Annotated in this window: 9 protein-coding genes and 2 pseudogenes; 3 read left to right on the top strand and 8 right to left on the bottom strand. The window is 22.9% G+C overall.

From position 1 onward, the window contains the following. Positions 1-611 precede the first annotated feature (611 nt). The 4 genes and pseudogenes from fdx to iscA form a co-directional block, all read right to left on the bottom strand. Positions 612-941: an ISC system 2Fe-2S type ferredoxin gene (gene fdx / locus K0T98_RS00320; RefSeq protein ID WP_225639436.1), complete on the bottom strand. Its 330-nt coding sequence runs from the start codon at positions 939-941 to the stop codon at positions 612-614. Between the two features lie 194 nt (positions 942-1135). Beyond that, positions 1136-2803: pseudogene (gene hscA, locus K0T98_RS00315) on the bottom strand (Fe-S protein assembly chaperone HscA); the annotation flags it as partial. 81 nt (positions 2804-2884) lie between these two features. Further along, positions 2885-3403 carry a co-chaperone HscB gene (gene hscB / locus K0T98_RS00310; RefSeq protein WP_225639435.1) on the bottom strand — a complete coding sequence of 173 codons (519 nt, stop codon included), beginning with the start codon at positions 3401-3403 and terminating at the stop codon, positions 2885-2887. Positions 3404-3509: 106 nt separating this feature from the next. Beyond that, entirely contained in the window at positions 3510-3833 is a 324-nt protein-coding gene (iscA, locus tag K0T98_RS00305; protein ID WP_225639434.1) for an iron-sulfur cluster assembly protein IscA, read from the bottom strand. A 2169-nt stretch (positions 3834-6002) separates the two neighbouring features. On the opposite strand from iscA, the gene ygfZ reads away from it, so the two are divergent. Beyond that, entirely contained in the window at positions 6003-6992 is a 990-nt protein-coding gene (gene ygfZ, locus K0T98_RS00300) for a tRNA-modifying protein YgfZ (protein WP_225639433.1), read from the top strand. Between the two features lie 1506 nt (positions 6993-8498). Here the strand turns inward: ygfZ and cgtA are convergent. Beyond that, a pseudogene (cgtA, locus tag K0T98_RS00295) lies at positions 8499-9557 on the bottom strand (Obg family GTPase CgtA); the annotation flags it as partial. Positions 9558-13918: 4361 nt separating this feature from the next. Here cgtA and K0T98_RS03090 point away from each other — a divergent pair. Beyond that, entirely contained in the window at positions 13919-14185 is a 267-nt protein-coding gene (locus K0T98_RS03090) for a heme biosynthesis HemY N-terminal domain-containing protein (RefSeq protein ID WP_225639432.1), read from the top strand. A gap of 978 nt (positions 14186-15163) precedes the next feature. Here the strand turns inward: K0T98_RS03090 and orn are convergent. The 3 genes from orn to lolA all read right to left on the bottom strand — a co-directional run bounded on the left by orn (position 15164) and on the right by lolA (position 19364). Continuing rightward, on the bottom strand, positions 15164-15703 hold the full coding sequence (orn, locus tag K0T98_RS00285) for an oligoribonuclease (protein ID WP_225639431.1): 540 nt from the start codon (positions 15701-15703) through the stop codon (positions 15164-15166). A 1571-nt stretch (positions 15704-17274) separates the two neighbouring features. Then, the gene (gene serS, locus K0T98_RS00280; protein WP_225639430.1) at positions 17275-18567 is read right to left on the bottom strand and encodes a serine--tRNA ligase; all 1293 of its coding nucleotides are present in this window, start codon (positions 18565-18567) and stop codon (positions 17275-17277) included. A gap of 185 nt (positions 18568-18752) precedes the next feature. Beyond that, positions 18753-19364, bottom strand: coding sequence for an outer membrane lipoprotein chaperone LolA (lolA, locus tag K0T98_RS00275; protein ID WP_225639429.1), 612 nt, complete (start codon positions 19362-19364; stop codon positions 18753-18755). A 654-nt stretch (positions 19365-20018) separates the two neighbouring features. Between lolA and K0T98_RS00270 the strand changes: the two genes are divergently transcribed. Next, complete coding sequence (locus tag K0T98_RS00270; RefSeq protein WP_225639428.1) at positions 20019-20312, top strand: co-chaperone GroES; 294 nt, start codon at positions 20019-20021, stop codon at positions 20310-20312. Positions 20313-20317: the final 5 nt, after the last annotated feature.

The raw sequence follows: 20317 nt of genomic DNA, 5'->3' as shown, positions 1-20317 counted from the left end.
TTGAAATGTAAAAAATCTTTAACTTACTATTTAAGATGAACTCATCAGAAAACTTATGAACGAAAGTATCAGAATAATACTAACTTAATAATTACCATATACAAATTATAATGCATAAATAAATATTTTTTCTAATTTAATTTCAGTATAAATATTTTAATATAAAATAAGTCTATTTCTTAAGGGAAATAACACAATATCTTACTTATACTTATACTTATACTTATACTTATACTTATACTTATACTTATACTTATACTTATACCTATTACTATATATTAAAGAAATATGGATATTCTTTGTTATATAAAAGTGCTTTATTATCACCTTATTTTTTATATAATCTTGTTTACATTGTTTAGAGTAAATTTAATTTTATTAAAAAAATACTTGTAGATGTCTTATATTCTATATTTTTAGTCTAAACTAAAATTAGCAATAATTTTTTAATATTCTTTATATTTTGTATAATTTTTTACAATCTTAAATTGACTAGTATTTAGTAATAAAAAATATTTAATATTAAATATACAAAATACTATAAAAATATAAAATAATTATAAAAATATTCCCTAGACCATCTATATAACCTATATAAATTTTTTATAATATTAACAACAATGATTAATAGTATAAAGAGGAATCTCCACCACTAAATCTTGTTTTGCTATTTTTGCTTGACAACTAAGGCGGCTTTCTTGTTCTAACCCCCAAGCTTTATCTAATGTATCTGCTTCTAAATCACTAATTTTTTCTAAAGAGTTAAATCCTTGCCTAATAATGCAGTGACATGTTGTACAAGCACATGAATGCTCACAAGCATGTTCTATTTTTATTCCGTTACGTAAAGCAATATTAAGAATAGTTTCTCCTATCTGAGCCTCTAAAACTGCACCTATAGGACAAAAATCTTTATTTGGAAGAAATATAATTTTAGGCATTTTAAACCTCATCACTATTATAATAGTCAGTTATAACCTAGCTAATAATATATAAATTCAATCTACAAATAGTAATTTATTTTTTATACTTTAGTATGTATTAGTTTTTGATCTACTTTAAATATTTTAAACGACATTACTAGCAGTAATCTACTTTAATTTGGTTATAACTTTTCACACTTTCCTAGACCTAATTCATTAAGGGGGTTAATATCTTCTGCCAATGAACTATTAAGACTTTCTAATGCACGATCTACTATAACCTTTTGTTCTGCTAACATACGTGCTACTTTATCTTTTTTAGCATTTACTACAGAGTCTTGAAGCATAGTATTGATTTGATTAATACTTAATCCATATGATGGTTTAATGTAAATAGAAGACTGTATACCAGTGGTTGTTTCCATAGCAATAACGCTAAGTAGACCATCTACGTCTACCTGAAAAGTTACACGGATACGTGGATTTTTAGTAAGTATAGAGGAAGGCCAACGTAGTATAAACTTAGCTAGAGAACGATTATCTTTTACTAGCTCTCTCTCTCCCTGTACTACATGAATCATGACAAGATTTTGACTATTCTTAAATGTAGTAAATTCTTTTTCATAAGCGATAGGAAGAGTAGTGTTGCGCGGAATTATTTTCTCTACTAATCCACCCATAATTTCTAAACCAAGGGAAAGAGGCATAACATCTAATAATAATATTTCTGAATTAGATTTATTACCAACTAAAATATCTGCCTGAATAGCAGCTCCTATAGCTACTACACGATCAGTATCAATAGAGGTTAACGGAGTACGATTAAAAAAATTTTTTACTAATTCACGAATCAAAGGGATACGGGTAGAGCCACCTACCATAACTACTTCTATCACTTTGTTAATTGTAATACCAGCATCTCTTAATGCTTTTTGACAAATTAACAAGGTGCGTTTAACTAAAATATTAATAAGTTTATTAAACTGCTCTCTAGTCACACAGCCTTTCCAACCTACTATTTCAATATCTATTTGTTTCACATCACTGAGCGCAACTTTAGCTGCATTAGCTACATCAAGAAAATTACGTTGAATATATGTATCGTTGCAATCAGTATATCCCGATTGCTTACGTAGGAAATCAGCTAATAAATAATCAAAATCATCACCACCTAAAGTAGAATCTCCGCCAACAGCTAATACTTTAAATATACCGTGGTTAAGATGTAAAATAGAAATATCAAAAGTACCACCTCCTAAATCGTAAACTGCTATTACACCTTCTTTTCCTGATTCTAAGCCATAAGCAATTGCTGCTGCGGTTGGTTCATTAAGAAGACGTAGTACATTTAGTCCTGCCAGACAAGCTGCATCTTTAGTACTCTGACGTTGTGCATCATCAAAATACGCAGGTACAGTAATCACAACACCATTCAGATCACCTCCTAAAATATCTCGTGCTCGTTTAGCTAGAACTTTTAATATTTCAGCTGATACTTGGATAGGATTAATCATCCCACCAGCAGTAATCATTATTGGTAATCCATTTTCACTGGTAAGAAACTTATAAGGCATATAAGGGTAATATACTTGCACATCAGCCAAAGAACGTCCTATAAGACGTTTTATAGATATAATAGTATTTATCGGATCTTGAGTTAATTGCTGACGAGCTTCATAACCAACAGTAATTCCATCTTTATGATAATGTACAATAGACGGTAGCAAATTACGACCATAGTTATCAGATAATGTTTCCACCTTACCTTTAATTATTGTAGCTACCAGTGAATTTGTAGTACCCAAATCTATACCAGCAGATAACCGTAGTCGCTCTAATAGGCTGTTTATTATAGGCTTACTAATTTGTAATAAAGACATATTTAGCTTTCCGTTAAAACAAAGTTTGTTGTAATATTTTCTGTTAAAAACATACAACAGAACAATAATAACTGAAATTTTTTATAAAACTAATAATTTTTCTTCAATTTGTTCTATTTGAAGCTGTAGTTTATCTAGAAAAAATAACTTACATAAAATATCTGCTGCTTCCTCCCATTTATGCTGTTCCAAATTTACAAGCATTTGTGTACTATGTTTTTTAATTATTTGAGTAATACGCGTTGCAAAATTATTTAATAATTCTTGAGAATTAATCATATGCATAATCACATCAAGCTCTTCACGTAATACTAATTGTTCCATTAAAAATGCTTTATCATATATGATATTTTTTCTGTTTTCTAAATCTAATCCATGTAAAAATAGTATATATTCTGCTCGTTTTAAAGGGTACTTGAGAGTTTGATAGGCTTTATTAATAGTTGCAGCATATTTAACAGTTTGTATACGTTCACATTCTGTTTGATCAATATATTTATCAGGATGAAATTTAAGCTGCAATTGCTGATAACGTGAAGTAAGAAGACTATCCTTTATCAAATAACAAATTGGTAATTCAAATAATGTAAAATAATCCATACAATCCTCTAGATATTTTTATATACCTCAGGATATTGTAAATGCTTTATATAAAAATATTTTAAAAATAAACTAATATATATAAGTTAGTAAGATAACTACCTTATTAGATATTAAAGCTTTTACCACATCCACATTCACTAATTATATTGGGATTATTAAACTTAAAACTTTCTTTTAGACCTTCTTTTACGAAATCTAGCTTTGTTCCATCAAGATATTGCAAAATATTACTATTAATAATCATTTTTATTCCCTTATCCTCGAATACTACATCATATTTATTAGGTGCATCAATAAGTTCTAGTATATAGGTCATTCCAGAACAACCAGAATTTTTAATACCTAAGCGTAAACCATAACCTTTTCCACGATTTACTAAAAATATACGTATGCGCTGTGCAGCAGCGTAGCTTATACTGATAGACATACTACCCTCAATTATCAAAGAGTTTTACTATTATACATCACTTAATAGAAAACTTTATCACTAAAGTAACTTATAAAAATACAATAAACTAATATTGGAATATTATATATAATATCTTATATTAGTCACTGTAAAAATTATAAATTTTAATAAATTTTTTAGATAAAAATATCCTTAATTTTTATTTATATATAATTTAAAATATTACATATAAAGTATATTATTAATAAATAATACCTTTTATGTGAATAGTAATATTTTAAGAAACTTATAGTACATAACTACATAGTTATTTTATATATTATATAACATTATTTATTATAGCTTTAACTCTTTTTTTAATTAGATATAAAATTTTATAAATATTATTAAGAGTAATATGTCGCATAATATTACTAATCCTCAACTTTTAATAAAGAACGTATTTATATAAAATTACTTAATAAATTATAAACACAATATCGTATAGAAAAACAAAATATAACATGACTATTATATTTTTTATTATATAGTTAGAATTATATTTTTTTGGATAGTACTAAATTATAATAAATTTTTTATCAATACGCAGGGTAATAAGAATGTGAAACAATTAATATACTTAAAAAAAATGAGATATTATTGTTCAAGCTTAACGTTATAGTAATAACTACTTATCAATAAAATTATCTTAAATATATTAACGGTTATCCTAAATAATATAGAATTAATTTTACTCTTATTTTAAAGTTCAGTTTGTCTGATTTGCAATAACAATGCAGTATTTAGATACTGGAGATGCTATTTTAAATAAAACTAAATGATCATAAGAATTTACTAGGTATTGATCTTAAAATTATTTAAGAAGAAAATTTTTTATAAAATATTTAATACTTGACATTATGTTTACTTTTATGAGTAAATGATGTTAATAAGATTTATTTAAAAGATATTATTTATTATATTATAACCACTGTTAACTAGATTTTAAAATATAGATACCTTCACAATAATATTGTGAATATTACTCATTCATGTATATTATTACATAATATACGCATTTATATGGATATATAATAGAATAGATAATATTACCACCTAATGAATAATACTTATAAAATCTTTAAGATAAAAATCTTAAATATCTACATTATGTATAATACCACTTTATATTAGATTAATTACTAAAGTAGATATTACTAATATTTATAAATATAATTAGATAAAATAATAGGCAAAATAATAATTTTTTGTTATGGTAATTAACAAAGATAGCATAAAAACATCAATTATATGTTTATATGTATACTGATAATTATAAATATTATGGTCTTTTATATTACCTAGTAGTATCTTTTATATATAAATATTTTTTTCGAATAAAAACATCTCATTAAAAATAAAAAATAAAATAAGGGAATTTTACTAAAATGTATTTTAATGTTTTGTATTACTTTAATAATTATATAATTACTTAGGAAAAGTTATCATGCCTTAAAAACAAAAATTAATATACAATTTTTAATAAATAAATGATGTAAATATAATCAAGATAAGATAAAATATCTAAATAATAAAGACAGTTTAAAAAACAACTAATTATTGATGATTGTATTGACTTAAATAGTTACCTTAAATAAGAATAATTTAAAATAACTATCTTGAATATAAAATCAGTTGTATATAAGTAAACTTAATTAGTTAATCGATTATAGTAATTACTTAAAAATTTATGATATTAATGTAAAGTTTAAAAAAGATAAAATATCTTTACAATATGAAAACTTATAACCTAAAAGTACATCTATTAAATGTATAAAATAATAAGTAAGTTTTATAAAAAAATATGATTTTTTGCTTAATTCAAATTAACATTACTAGTTTAGTTAGTAACTAAACACGTTAAAGTATGTTTTATCAATTACTTATAATATTAAAATAAGTAACTCAATTTTATACATAGGAATAATATATCATAAATTTTGTACAATAAAATTATAATTAATCTTTGTAGTGACTTAAAATTAAATCAACTACAATATATATAAAAGTAAAATAAATATTTATATATCTAACATATAATAAAACTTATATGCATAAAACTAATCTAATTATAAATTACTTTCTAAAACTATGCTTTTCTATAAAGAGCTTAATTATATCACTATATAGTTATTAAGAAACTTTCTTATGTCTTTTAATTTTTTTTGTACACCGCGTCAACCTGTAGCCTCTGAAGATTTACCTCCTACTATTATGTTGCTTAATGACTTGCAAGTTATAAATGTTATTGGTCCTGATGCTAGAAAATATTTACAAGGACAATTAACAGTAGATATCATGGCATTAACCAAACAAGAACATATTTTATGTGGTCATTGTAATGCCAAAGGTAAGATATTGTGTGATTTACGATTATTTTATCAATCAAGATATTTATCTTATATAATTCGTCGTAGTGTTGCTAATAATCAGATAACTGAACTTAAGAAATATGCCGTATTTTCTAACCTTACTATTACTACTAATCATCAGGTTGTTATTCTCGGTGTGGCTGGTTTAAACGCCGCTAATATCCTAATAGATTTATTTTTTCCACAACTACCTAATATAATAGTACCAGTAATAACGCAAAAAGAAACTACAATAATTTATTTGGCCAAACCAAAAGATCGCTATTTATTAATTATGTCTATTCCTATAGCTGATAAATTTTTAAGCGTTTTAAAAGGACATGTGATACTTAATGATAATAAACAATGGATTGAACTTGAGATAGAAGCAGGTCATCCAATAATTAATCATGCAAATAGTGGTAAACTGATTCCACAGGCAATTAACCTTCAGGCATTAGGAGGAATTTGTTTTCATAAAGGATGTTATATTGGACAAGAAATGATCGCAAGAGCTCAATACCGTGGTTCAAATCACAGGTCTTTGTACTGGCTCAAAGGAACAGCAAATCATTTCCCCCAGGAAAATGATTATTTAGAGGTAAAATTAGGAGAAAAATGGCACCGCACTGGTAATATATTGGCCTCCATACGCATGGAAGATGGTAGTATAAGTATTCAGGCTATATTGAATAAAAATCTAGAAGATAACAGTATAATTCGTGTTTGTAATGATCAAAATAGTATTTTGAATATTCAAAAATTACCGTACTTATTAGTAAAGTAAACAACATTCTAGTAGGGTGTATAATTTTTTATAATTCTTAATATATAACTTTTATATTTATATAAAAATAAATATAGTAAAATTGATTAATATCAAATATAATAATTTATTAGATAATTTATTATTTATACAATTATAAATATATATAATTTAATATTTAAACAAATAAAAAAAATAGATTTTATAAGTCAATTATTCACCATATAAATAAATATTCTATTTATATGGATATATATCTTTTTATAATGATAACAATTATTAAAATTTGCTAAAAGCATTTTTTATTAATTGTTTTGTTATAAGAAATATACCATGAATATCTATATAAAAAATTATATTTTAATATAAAAGTATATTTTATTAAATATGAATAAAATAATAAAAAAGTAATAGTATTAAGGTATTTTAAGAGCAGTGTATTTTAAAAATTAATTATATTATAATTATATCTATAATGATAATATAATTAATTTTTTATTAATAATGTAGTAGTTTACAACTAACATTATTTTATATTCATATTTATATATAATAGATAATGTAATCAACATAACTATAGTAAATTACTTATAAAAGAAAGTAGATTCTCCTTATAGTAAACTACTATTATAAATAATGTAAATTACTTGCTGTATTCATTAAAGAAGATATTATTAATAGCTATATTTAATAATTTAGATAAATTTTATATAAATTATTATATCAGACCAGTCTCTTATAGAACTAAAAAACTATAAACTATAAACTTAGTATTTTCTAATAAAATTATTTTTTATAATTACAAGAGTTTTATCTTACATTATTCTCAATATATATTGAGAATAAATTTCCTCATTAATTATATTATTATTATAGTTAGTAATAATACTAACATATAAAAATAAAAAATAAATAATACAGTTAAAATTTTTATATTAATTAATAAAAGAATTTTTGTACTTTATATATATAAATATCCTTATTTTATATCAAAAAAACATTTTTAATATAAAATTATTCTTATTTAGAAATATATTAAAAATAAAGTTATACAATTACTTAATTTAATTAAAAATTAAAATACCTAAGATAATCCATGTTATTTTGATGTATTACTAAAGATAAACATATAAAGTTTTTTAGAATAAAAAATAATAACCTTATATACAATTAGTTAACTGTTTTTTGATAAAAAAACCTCATGAGATTCAATCATATTAAACAATTGAAATATAGTATCATATTATAAGTATTCAACGAATATAACCTACTATATCAATGTTTTCTACTAATAAAATTTTAATATTAATAAAAAATTAAAATTTTATATGAATAATTTTACAAAAGCAATGTTGCTTTAATAGATATCTGATTACAAATTTTAGATCTGTAAAGTACAATGTTTTATTATTTTATACATGTAAAAATATTAAAAATTAAATAAATATAATGAATACAATTATTATTTTTTATTAAGATTAATACATACAAGGATACGATGAATTCTGTTTATTTATATATACTACAGTCATCCCAAGTGAAATTAAATTGCTTACATTTTTCTATTTTAATTTTACGTGGATATTTATTTAGAAACTGCATAATATCCCAACATAATAATCTTATACCATTATAATTAATCGTAGATATTAAATAGTATTTTGATTCCCAATTAAGATCTTCTATAATAACTTGTGCAATTTTTTGTGCTTCTTTAAAATCCATTAAATCTGTTTTATTAAATACTAACCAGCGTGGTTTATGAAAAAGAGTATTACTATACTTTCGTAGTTCATTTATAATAACTCTTATATTATAAGTTAAATCCTTTTTATTTATGATAGATAAATCTATAAGATGCAATAATATATGACAACGCTCTAAATGTTTAAGAAAACGAATACCTAGACCAACTCCTTCAGAGGCTCCTTTAATAAGACCGGGTATATCTGCAACTTTAAAACTTTGATGATTATCCATCCTTACAACACCAAGACTTGGAAATAACGTGGTGAATGGATAATCAGCAACCTTTGGTTTTGCAGCAGAAACTGCACGGATAAAAGATGATTTACCCGCATTAGGTGCGCCAAGCATACCAACATCTGCTAATAATAAAAGTTCTAACTTTAAATTGCGCTGGTCACCTTGAGAGCCTAAAGTATTTTGACGTGGGGCACGGTTAGTGGATGATTTAAAGCGGCTATTACCTAATCCATGCCATCCTCCTTTACCAATCATAACTTTTTGACCATAATAATGTAAATCTCCTAATAATTCACCGGTATCTACATCCATAACACGAGTGCCTACTGGAACATTTATAATTAAATTACGACCTCTCTTACCTGTACATTTTCGGTTATGGCCATGATGTCCAGATTCTGCTTGAAATTTCTTTTTAAAACGGTAGTTAATTAAAGTACTGAGGTTTTCATCAGCAAATGCATAAATATCACCACCATCACCACCATCACCACCATCCGGGCCACCACGTGGAATATATTTTTCACGACGAAAACTAATACAACCATCACCACCATCACCAGCTTTGATATAAATCAATGCTTCGTCTACAAATTTCACTAATTATCTCCGTAAATAATTTGTGGACTAAATGTTTAGATACTAAATATTACTACATATAAAAATATTGATAAAGCTTAATAATATTAAATATATAAATTTATATTGAGTAATTTTAAATTAAATATGTACAAAGTATTAACTGAAGAATATATTAAGCATAATCACCCAAATAGAAGTAATTTTCTAAATTTATTAAATTTATATAGTAAAAATTAGAGTCAATAGAATATTATTATGCTTAGTTAAAAAAAATACTATATATTACAATAATAAATATATATCTTAAGATATTATAAAATTAGTCCTAATAAGTACATATAATAAATTACATTAAATAATAGCAAGGTATATATCTTTTAAGTTAATGTAAAAAATGAAAAATTTTATTAATTATATGATACATCAAAAAATATTATAGCATATAGAATGATAAAATATTTTTATATTTATTGTTGTAATAAGTAAAATTATTCATAATATGAGTTTATACTGTCATTTTAAACTAAAAAACTTTAACTCATATATAAATTATAATAATAATTACAATAATTACTACATTTAGTTTTAATCTTATAAAGCATATTAATGCTTTTATATTATAACAATTAATTAAAGAATACTTACTGACTACGAGTAAGGTTGTTATTGCTTTTTAAAAGAAAAAATATAAAAGACTATAAAATATAATCATCATAACTGATAAATTAAATATAGTAATTACAGTATATGATGATACTCATAATAATAACATAAAATAAACAAAACATAAGATATAATAGTTTATTACTAGACAAGAATATTAAGATATATTTTTATTAAAAATAACTAAAAATTTTAAATATACAGCAATTAATTTTATTCTATAAAATAATATTATTATAACAAGAGAAATTTCTTATTAACGTATCTAATAAAAAATTATTTATTTTATAATAAAAAGATTACTTCATTTATAAAATATATAAATATTATGAGTTATAATATTTATTAATAATAATATTGCTATAACGTAATTTGATGAACATAATTATGTTCTCAGCTTTAAAGTCATTATTAAATAAAAAATTTTTTATGGTATGATCAACACAATTAAGAACTATATAGAATGAGATGATCTATTATATTATCCTTCTAGGAAGATATACTAATAACTTCAATTAAGTTTTTTTGTAGCTATTTTTTCTTATATTATTGTATTTATGGAATCATATTATTGCCTAAATATTGTAATAAAACTAAGAAGTTTTATAAAATAATGTTTAAATAAGAAAGTTAAGATATATAAATCTATAGATCTTTTTTAGATGATCCTAGTAGGTTATATAAGAACATAATATTATTAATTGATGATATATATATCTAATATAATGGTCATATTTTGTATTTAAAACACTACCATTACCCAAATACTTTATTATCCTAAGTATAGGTATAAAATTATGTATTAATAAATTATGGAGTATTAAAATAGATAATACTTAATAAATAAGCAGTATATTTTATTTTATATAAATCTTAATTAAGTATCTTATAATTACTCTTTATGTCTATTATTTTTTGGTAAAAAAGTATTAATATCCCCCAGAATTTAGGCTACAAGTTTAATATAATTAAATAACAAGATAAATTGTAAAATAAAATAGATTATATCTATAAGAAATACTAAATTAGTCTAATTAAACATTCAATATAAAAACTAAATATAACACTAATTATTTTCTTATAGCTATTATAAGAGTAATATATCTAATTATATCTGTATATAATAGCTCTAAATATTATCATAGAAGTCACACTAATATCAACACATAATAACAAGTAAGTAGATACTTATATACAAAATAAGGTGGAAGTTATTATTTTGAGTAACATACTAGAACTTTTTGTATTAACATGTGTATGTTAATACATTTGTATATTAAATACAAGATATTAGATTTTTTCTTGCAGTCTTGGCGTAGATTATTATCTATTTAGTATAAAAATTTTATTTAATACTTGTGTTGTGCATATATATAAAATATAAAGCTTTCTAAGATCTTCATATAGTGAGCGTATATCCAGTATGTAAACCGTTAATATTAGAGCTGAGTTGTATAATATTAGACTTTATCGTACGAGATCTATATGGTTTTAAAATTTTAAATTTAAAAAATTATATTTACTGATATATATATAGTAACGGTAACTAACTATATTAGAGTAAATAGTAGCTCATATTTAATATTTATTAAATTAGAATATGAAAATCAAATATTATTAACCTTCTTTGGGATATAGATTTAATAATTTATATTAGAGTTAAATAAGTAATTAATACATGCTTTTCTATGTTAATTATCAATTATTAACCGCGTAGCTCTTTACAGTTGAATAACAATAAATATAGTTAAAAACTTTGGCGTGAAAATTTGGATATTACTATTAATACTTATAAATACTTTATGCTAATAACTCAATCAATAGAGATAATAATTATTTGTATAAGGAAATCTTTAACGATAAGTCAAATATTATTTAATATATGTAATAATTAGGACAAAGATCCTAATTATCTTGAACTAAAAAAAATCATAGTAAGTTTTTATATAATAACTAACTATATAAGTTAGCACGGCTCATCCTAATTATTTAATATAATATTATCAAGATATACAATAGATAGTACTCCAAAGAAAACGTTATACAATATAGTAAAATGCACTGTTTTGTTATAAGACACTTAAATGTGTCTAAAAACGTAAATCTTGCAAAATACTAGTAAATTACCAGTAAATTATCTCTAGTTTTTCAAAACATATAAATATTTACCTGTTCTAATATAAATAATATTATAGAAAAGTAAGCATGAATATTACATTGTAATCATAGAAAAATTTTCTAGAAAAGATACTGAATTAGTTTTGTATGCACGTCATATATTATATATGAATGCCACTAAATTTTTTCATTATAATAAGTATTAAATAAAAATCACATTGGCAAAGTAAGATTATTTCAATTATTAAAATAATAAGCAGTGACATTATACAATAAATATATATTTTATTCTCTGGTTAAAATATAAGAAAATTACTAATATGTATTACCAATAAATTATAGTTAGCTAACAATTAACTATTCTAGTTAAAAATGAGACTAGAAATATACAGGTATTTAAATATGCTAGTAATGATGTATAAATATAGGATATTTAATGACTATATATAAATCATCAACAGATAACACAGTTCAATATATTTATAAAATAAAGTAAGTAGTCAACATTACAAATAGATAAAAGATCCAAAAAATAAATACTTAAACTTAATTAAAATAATTATATTAAATATATATAAAATATTAGTAAATACATAAAGATTAACACTAAGAATATACTAAAATTTAGTTATAGCATTTAGTACTAGTCTATAATATAATTATTTACATATATTTTAATCAGAATACTATATAGTATTATTACTAATAAACTAATAAAAACTACATAACAAATATAAAAAATATTACATATTTTATCCTTATTATACTAAAAAATTAAATAATTAAGACACTTTAATTATTAAGACATTTAAATAGTTAAATATTAAGAGTATTACTATTTAAATAGTAATACGTTGCTTTAACTTTTTATAAGCACTATTAATGTAAATTACTTTAATAATTTTTATCCTTATAACAAGCAATATGTAAAATATTTAGTATAATACCTGTATATATTTTATAAAAATTTACCTAAATATAGTATGTTAGTGTTTTATCAAGGCACCCAATATTATAAAGAAAAGTATCTAATTATTAGAGATAAATAACAAGAAGGTTGAAATTAATCTTAATTATAATGTTATTAAAGATTAATTATCTGTCTTATTAAATAGATATTTAATTTTAAAAATAAAACAATTAAGAAAACAATTCCCATATATATACAAATTAAAGTATCTAATTACTATTTAGCATGGCAATATGATTTAATCAAGAGATAGTATCTTTTTATTTAATTGATGTACCTTACAAGGATTAAATAATAGCATTAAATTTAATAAATTATTACTTAACTAAAATACCTAGTAAAAATATTAGTGCCTAATTGTTTACTTTATCATAAACATGCAAGATTGTTAATCTAACACTTATAATAATTTATTATAGCATTTATAACCTGGATTAATTCTTACTTTAATATAGATAACCCTTAAATTAATTTTTCTTAAATAATTAAAAGAAATAATTTTATAATCTCTTTTAACAATAAAAATTACATATTACTAGAAAAATATTTTAAACTAGAACTGACTCATATCATGATACTTAATAATATACGAGATATGCTATACACATAGCACAGGGAAAATAATTTAATGATTAAAGTTTTATTACTCTTTATTATAATAATCTCTGGATGTTTTTTTGGACCAATACTTTCTAGCCATCAATACCATCTTTTAATTCAGACGAACACATTGAATATTAAAACTAATATTACATTAATATTAATTATGCTTATACTAATTTTTACTATATTATTAATAGTTGCATGGGTAATAAGTTTAATATTAAATATTAGAACTCATACACGTATCTTTTTTGACCGCTTTAAGCATAAAAATAAAAGGAAAAACATATAATATTAAATAAATTTACTAAACAAGACTTTAACTTGAATAAAATATTTTTCATATTTATATAAAATAACTAATGATTTTAATATAGATAATTAATAGAAAATATAGTAAAAAATTCACTAATCATTTATTACAATAATTATACGTTATATAATGTTGAGGATCTCATAAATATCTTCTAAATATACTTTATAAAAGCATATTTTAATATTAATAAATTATATTACATAATATAAGCATTTTATTATAAACTAGCCTTATTATACTAATACGCTGTTAAAGTACGGATTGAGTTATTTTATAATAAATATTATAGAGGATACACATTACTTTTATACTATTGGTAGTATAAATAATTAAAAATAAATAAAAAGATAAGTATTTTAATATTGAATATTAACTAATAGGACTAATAGATTATAGTCTATATAGTAAGTTATTTAAATATTTTTTATTGTATATTGTTTTACAAAAATAATTCATATAGATGAATGATGTTTTTTGTATTCTAAATTTAACAAGAGGGAACTATATTAAGATTGTTTATATAGCAATACATAAATATTATAATATTTGAAATATACTTTTCTAATTATAAAAATAAATATCTTAAATAAGTTTATTTATATAACTGATACCAGGCAATTTATCTAAATTTAGATCATATCGTAAGAAATTAAAATTTATTAACATTAGTTATAATTAGAAATATTTTTAGAATTATATGCTTTATACGAAATATTAATAATATATATTTTCATTGGATATATAATTAACGAAATGTTTTAGGATAGTATATTACATAATATTATCATTTTTAAGTAAAAAATGATATTTATTACTTACTTTTAGTATGTAATAAATAGTATAATACTATTTATATATTCTATAATTAAGTAGATAGAAATAATAAAAAATTTTCACACAAAGAATGATTAAAGATATAAACCTTTACCTTGTATAATTAAAAATAACTTAAAACTAGAAAAAATATTTACGATAGTAAGCAAGCTCTGCTACTGATTCACGAATATCATCTAATGCTTTATGAGTATGCTGTTTTGTAAATCCTGCTAAAATTTGCGGTTTCCAACGAATAACTAACTCTTTTATTGTACTAACATCTAGGTAACGGTAATGGAAATACTGCTCGAGTGAAGGCATATAGCGAGAAAGAAAACAGCGATCATACCCTACACTATTACCACAAATAGGAGATACACCTGCTGGAACTAAATTCTGTAAAAACTCAATATTTTTTTTCTCAGCATAACATGTATTAAAGGTACTATTTTTTACTCGATCTACCAAACCACTCATAGTATGAGTACGAACATTCCATGCATCCATAAGAGCAAGATGTTCATTAGATTGATGCACAGCAATAACTGGACCTTCAGCAATAATATTTAAATTTATATCGGTAACTAATATTGCAATTTCAATAATCCTATTCACTAAGGGATTTAACCCGGTCATTTCTAAATCAATCCAAATTAAATTAGTTGCACTTAAACTCATTTTAGCCTCAATAATAATCATATATTAGAGCATATATTATAATATTAAAATTGCTATAATCAATATTTATTAAATATAAATAAGTTTAATATATTGAAAATAATAGTTTAATACAAATTAACATTAACCTAATTTGGGTTTTTTAATCAAATAGATAAGAAGGATATTGATGATATAAGATATAAGAAAATTTAAAAACAAAGATCTTTTAAAAATTTAAACACTTTTATAAATAAGAATAATAATATATAAAGAATTTAATAACTTTTTATTCGGCAAATTAGTAATAGGATAAATAATTATTAGCTTATTTAACAAATATACTAATATAAAAATATTTACAACCTAATAAAATATCTTCAATATGAATCATATAAGTATTTTACTAATAACTGATGATAATGTTGTATTTAGTATTGTTGATATTTCATCTTAAATAAAAACCTGCAAAATATCGTATGAACTAGTAACAGTATGAACTTGCTTTAATTATAATCAAGGATTAGGATGAGTAGCAACTACTGTGAGTTAGATCGTAATAGTTCAATATTATGTTGTTTTTATGATTATTACAATAATCTACTACTATATAATAGTAGTAAAACTATAAAAATATAAATACTTATTGTATTTAATAAAATTTATAAAATAAATATTCAGGTAGGAAATTTTCATCAAAGAAACAATCGGATTATTATCCGTAATAATAGATACCTATTATCAATAATTTTTAATGAAATATAATGGGATACAGTTAAATTAATAAGAATATTACTTAGTATTTTTAGTATTTTACTAATTAAAATTGTGTAGAAATATAAGCATATATAAATAGCATTCTGCTAAAAATCAATCTATTTTTCTAGGAAAAATATTAGATAAATTTAATCTAGACCATAAAATTTTAACTTAAAATATATAGCTTTCTAGCTAAATGATTCATTTTATCTGCCTCTAGAATTCAAAAGGGGTTTATGATGTCTAAAATAACTAAATAAATTAATCTCAATTGTATCATATTTAATCAATATCTTGATATATACTAATTTATTAACTATAAAGTACTGTAATTAACTTTTAATATAAAGTTTAGGTAAAAACTATATAATATAATAAAATCAAAGATAACAATTTAAAAACCATCGTTGTTTTTATGCACACAAAGATATAAAATATATATGTATACACATACTTTAATAAAAAGTAAAAATGAATTCGGTTTAATATAAAATATACTTTGAATATATTTTATTTTTAATATAAATAGTATGTTGAAAATATAAATATTAAATAATAAAATATTTATAACATACAAGCTGAATAATTATCTAATTTTTTTATACATTATATAGTTACTTACATTAATATGTATTAAGCATTATCAATAAAACATTTTCAAATACAGTTTATTACTTCAATATAGTAAAATATAATAATATTATATTTAATAATATTAAAGATATTTATAATAATATAGGATATATCAGACATTATAAAAATTTTTTTATATTACTTACAATGCTCAAGTTTAGATTATATCACCTTTCCATAATTATATTGTAAAAATATAATTATGGAAAGGTGATATAATCTAAACCATTCATGTATGGGCGCAGTACTTCTGGAACTTTAATACATCCATCAGCTTGCTGATAGTTTTCTAAGACAGCCACTAAAGTACGTCCAACAGCTAACCCAGAGCCGTTAATTGTATGTACAAAATCTATTTTATTATTAGCATTGTTACGATAACGAGACTTCATGCGTCGAGCTTGAAAAGATGACATATTAGAACAAGAAGAAATTTCACGATAAATATTCTGAGCTGGTAACCAAACTTCTAGATCGTATGTTTTACTAGATCCAAAGCTCAACTCTCCAGCAGATAGTAACATCTTACGATAGGGAAGATTTAATAACTGCAATACCTTTTCTGCATGACCTGTTAGCTCTTCTAGTGCCTCCATAGAGTTTTCTGGGTGTACAATTTGAACTAACTCAACTTTTTCAAACTGATGCATACGAATCATTCCATTATAATCACGACCATAATTACCAGCTTCAGAACGAAAACATGGTGTATTTGCAATTAACTTAAATGGTAGAGATTCTTCAACCATAATCTCACCACGCACTAGATTTGTAAGAGGTACTTCAGCAGTAGGGATTAATGCATATGTACTAGCCTGAGACTCTTCTTCTATAGATTTAATATGGAATAGTTCACAGCTAAATTTAGGTAACTGCCCTGTACCAAATAAGGTATCATAATTAACCATATATGGTACATACGTTTCTATATACCCATGTTGCTCAGTATGCAGATCTAACATAAATTGCATTAAAGCTCGATGCATACGTGCAATAAGACCCTTCATTACAACAAAACGAGACCCTGTTAATTTAACTGCAGCAGCAAAATCTAACCCATCAGTCATTTTTCCCAAAGTAATATGATCTCTTACCTCAAAATTATAGATACGAGGTTTACCCCAAATACTCACTTGTACATTTTTATTTTTACCTACTGGCACAGCATCGTCTGGTATGTTAGGTATAGATATAAATAAATCACGTATCTCTTTTAATAAGAGAGATAGCTCTGATTTAGCTATATCTAATTTTATACTTAATTCATGAACTGCAAGACATAAAGATTTTATATCTTTACCGCATAATTTTGCTATACCAATATATTTAGAGCGTTTATTCAGCTCTTCTTGCATTTTTTCAGTGTAAATCTGCAATGATCTACGACGTGATTCCTGATAACGTATGGTGTCAATATCTAGTATATAGCCACGACGAGCTAGTTTTTTAGCTACTAATTCTGGTTGACAACGCAATAGACTTGAGTCTAACATATTAATCCTATTATTAAAGAAATTATAATAATTATCTCTTTATTACAAAACACTAAGTATATTTTTTATAAAAAATGATCTATTTAGTGATAATTTTATTCGATAGATCTTAATGTATTATACAAAATTTTAAAAATAATTAGAATTATATATAAAATTTATACTTTTAAAATAGATAATAATAATTATTCACGTTGATCATCTATCTGCACGCCTTTGGGCAGAAGAAAATGGAAAAAATTATTATTAATTAAGCAACTATGATGATTATAAAGCTTATAAAGTATACTTAGACCATTCTTATTTACTGAGGTAAAGCTATTTATAGTACCTGTTGGTGATACATTAATTACAAATTCTTTTAAGTTGTTTTTTTTGCTTTTTGGTATTAGATAAAATATATCTTTAATTTGTCTTATATAATATCGATTTAATACTGCAGTATCGTTACAACTTATTAAAGTTAGAGGTGTGTCTCTATTAGCAATATCTACTGATGTAATAGTAACTTGCTCTAGTGATGGATTATAAAACCATAAACACTTACCATCTGAAATTAAAATACTTTCATCGGGTGATGTTACATGCCAATTAAAAAGATTAGGTAATTTAAACCATATTTCTCCTATACTCTTATGGACTAATGCTCCTTTGTCAGTAGTTACTAATTGAGTAAAGTTAGAATAAAAACTACTCACTTTATTGAGACGTTTTTGTAGATTAGTATTTGGTAGGGCAATAGCAAGATGCGGGATGAGTTCAATCACTATGTATAGTATTAATAAAAACTTTTTCATAAATTATATATCTTTGAGTATAATTTACTACTAAAATAGTACCTTATTAATTTAACGATATTATTAATAAATAATGTATGGCACTAATAGTAATATATTAACTATTAATAAATCCGTAAACTTCAATTATGAAGTAATATGATACTTATGTATTTAATTAAAAATATTACTTTAATAATAGTAGAATAATTACTAGTATAACTACCTATAACTATCTATAATAGTAAAAATATCTTTTATAATAAAATGTAATTATTTTATTTAGTTTAAAATAGATTTAAAATAATGAAAAAATATATTTTTGACTTTTATTTACCTAAGGATATATATCCTTGTCGGAATAATAATAAAATAAATAAATTATATCATTCATATAATAACTTTCTAATATTATCACAAAGTATGATAAGATTATATTGACTTCAAATACATAAACTTACTAATATTATATAGCAATAGAAGGTAATATTCTATCTACTTTTTATGTTAAATAACATTAGTTTTAATTTAAAGAATTTTTTTATCATTACCCCCCTTGAGGAGTGATAAGCACGACCCCATCTAGTCTTCACTAGTACGAGAATTGGTGATCTCTTTCTCAAACTATGGTGTTTAAACCTAAATGATATAGACCTTCTCAAAGGAGAACGATCCATGAATATTCGTCCATTGCATGACCGTGTTATAATCAAGCGTAAAGAATTAGAACCAAAATCTGCTGGCGGTATTGTTTTGACTGGTTCTGCGGCTAGTGCTTCTACGCGTGGAGAGATAATCGCTGTAGGTAAAGGTCGTATTTTAGATAATGGTGAAGTGCAACCCTTGAATGTTAAAGTTGGCGAGATCGTGATTTTTAATGATGGTTACAGTGTCAAAAAGGAGAATATTGATAACGAAGAAGTATTAATTATGTCTGAAAACGATATTATGGCTGTAATTGAAGAATAATAATC

The sequence above is a fragment of the Candidatus Profftia sp. (ex Adelges kitamiensis) genome (genome assembly GCF_020342455.1).
Lineage (GTDB): Bacteria > Pseudomonadota > Gammaproteobacteria > Enterobacterales > Enterobacteriaceae > Profftia.
Note: the sequence above shows the minus strand (reverse complement) of the source record. Positions and strands in the feature narration are given on the sequence as shown.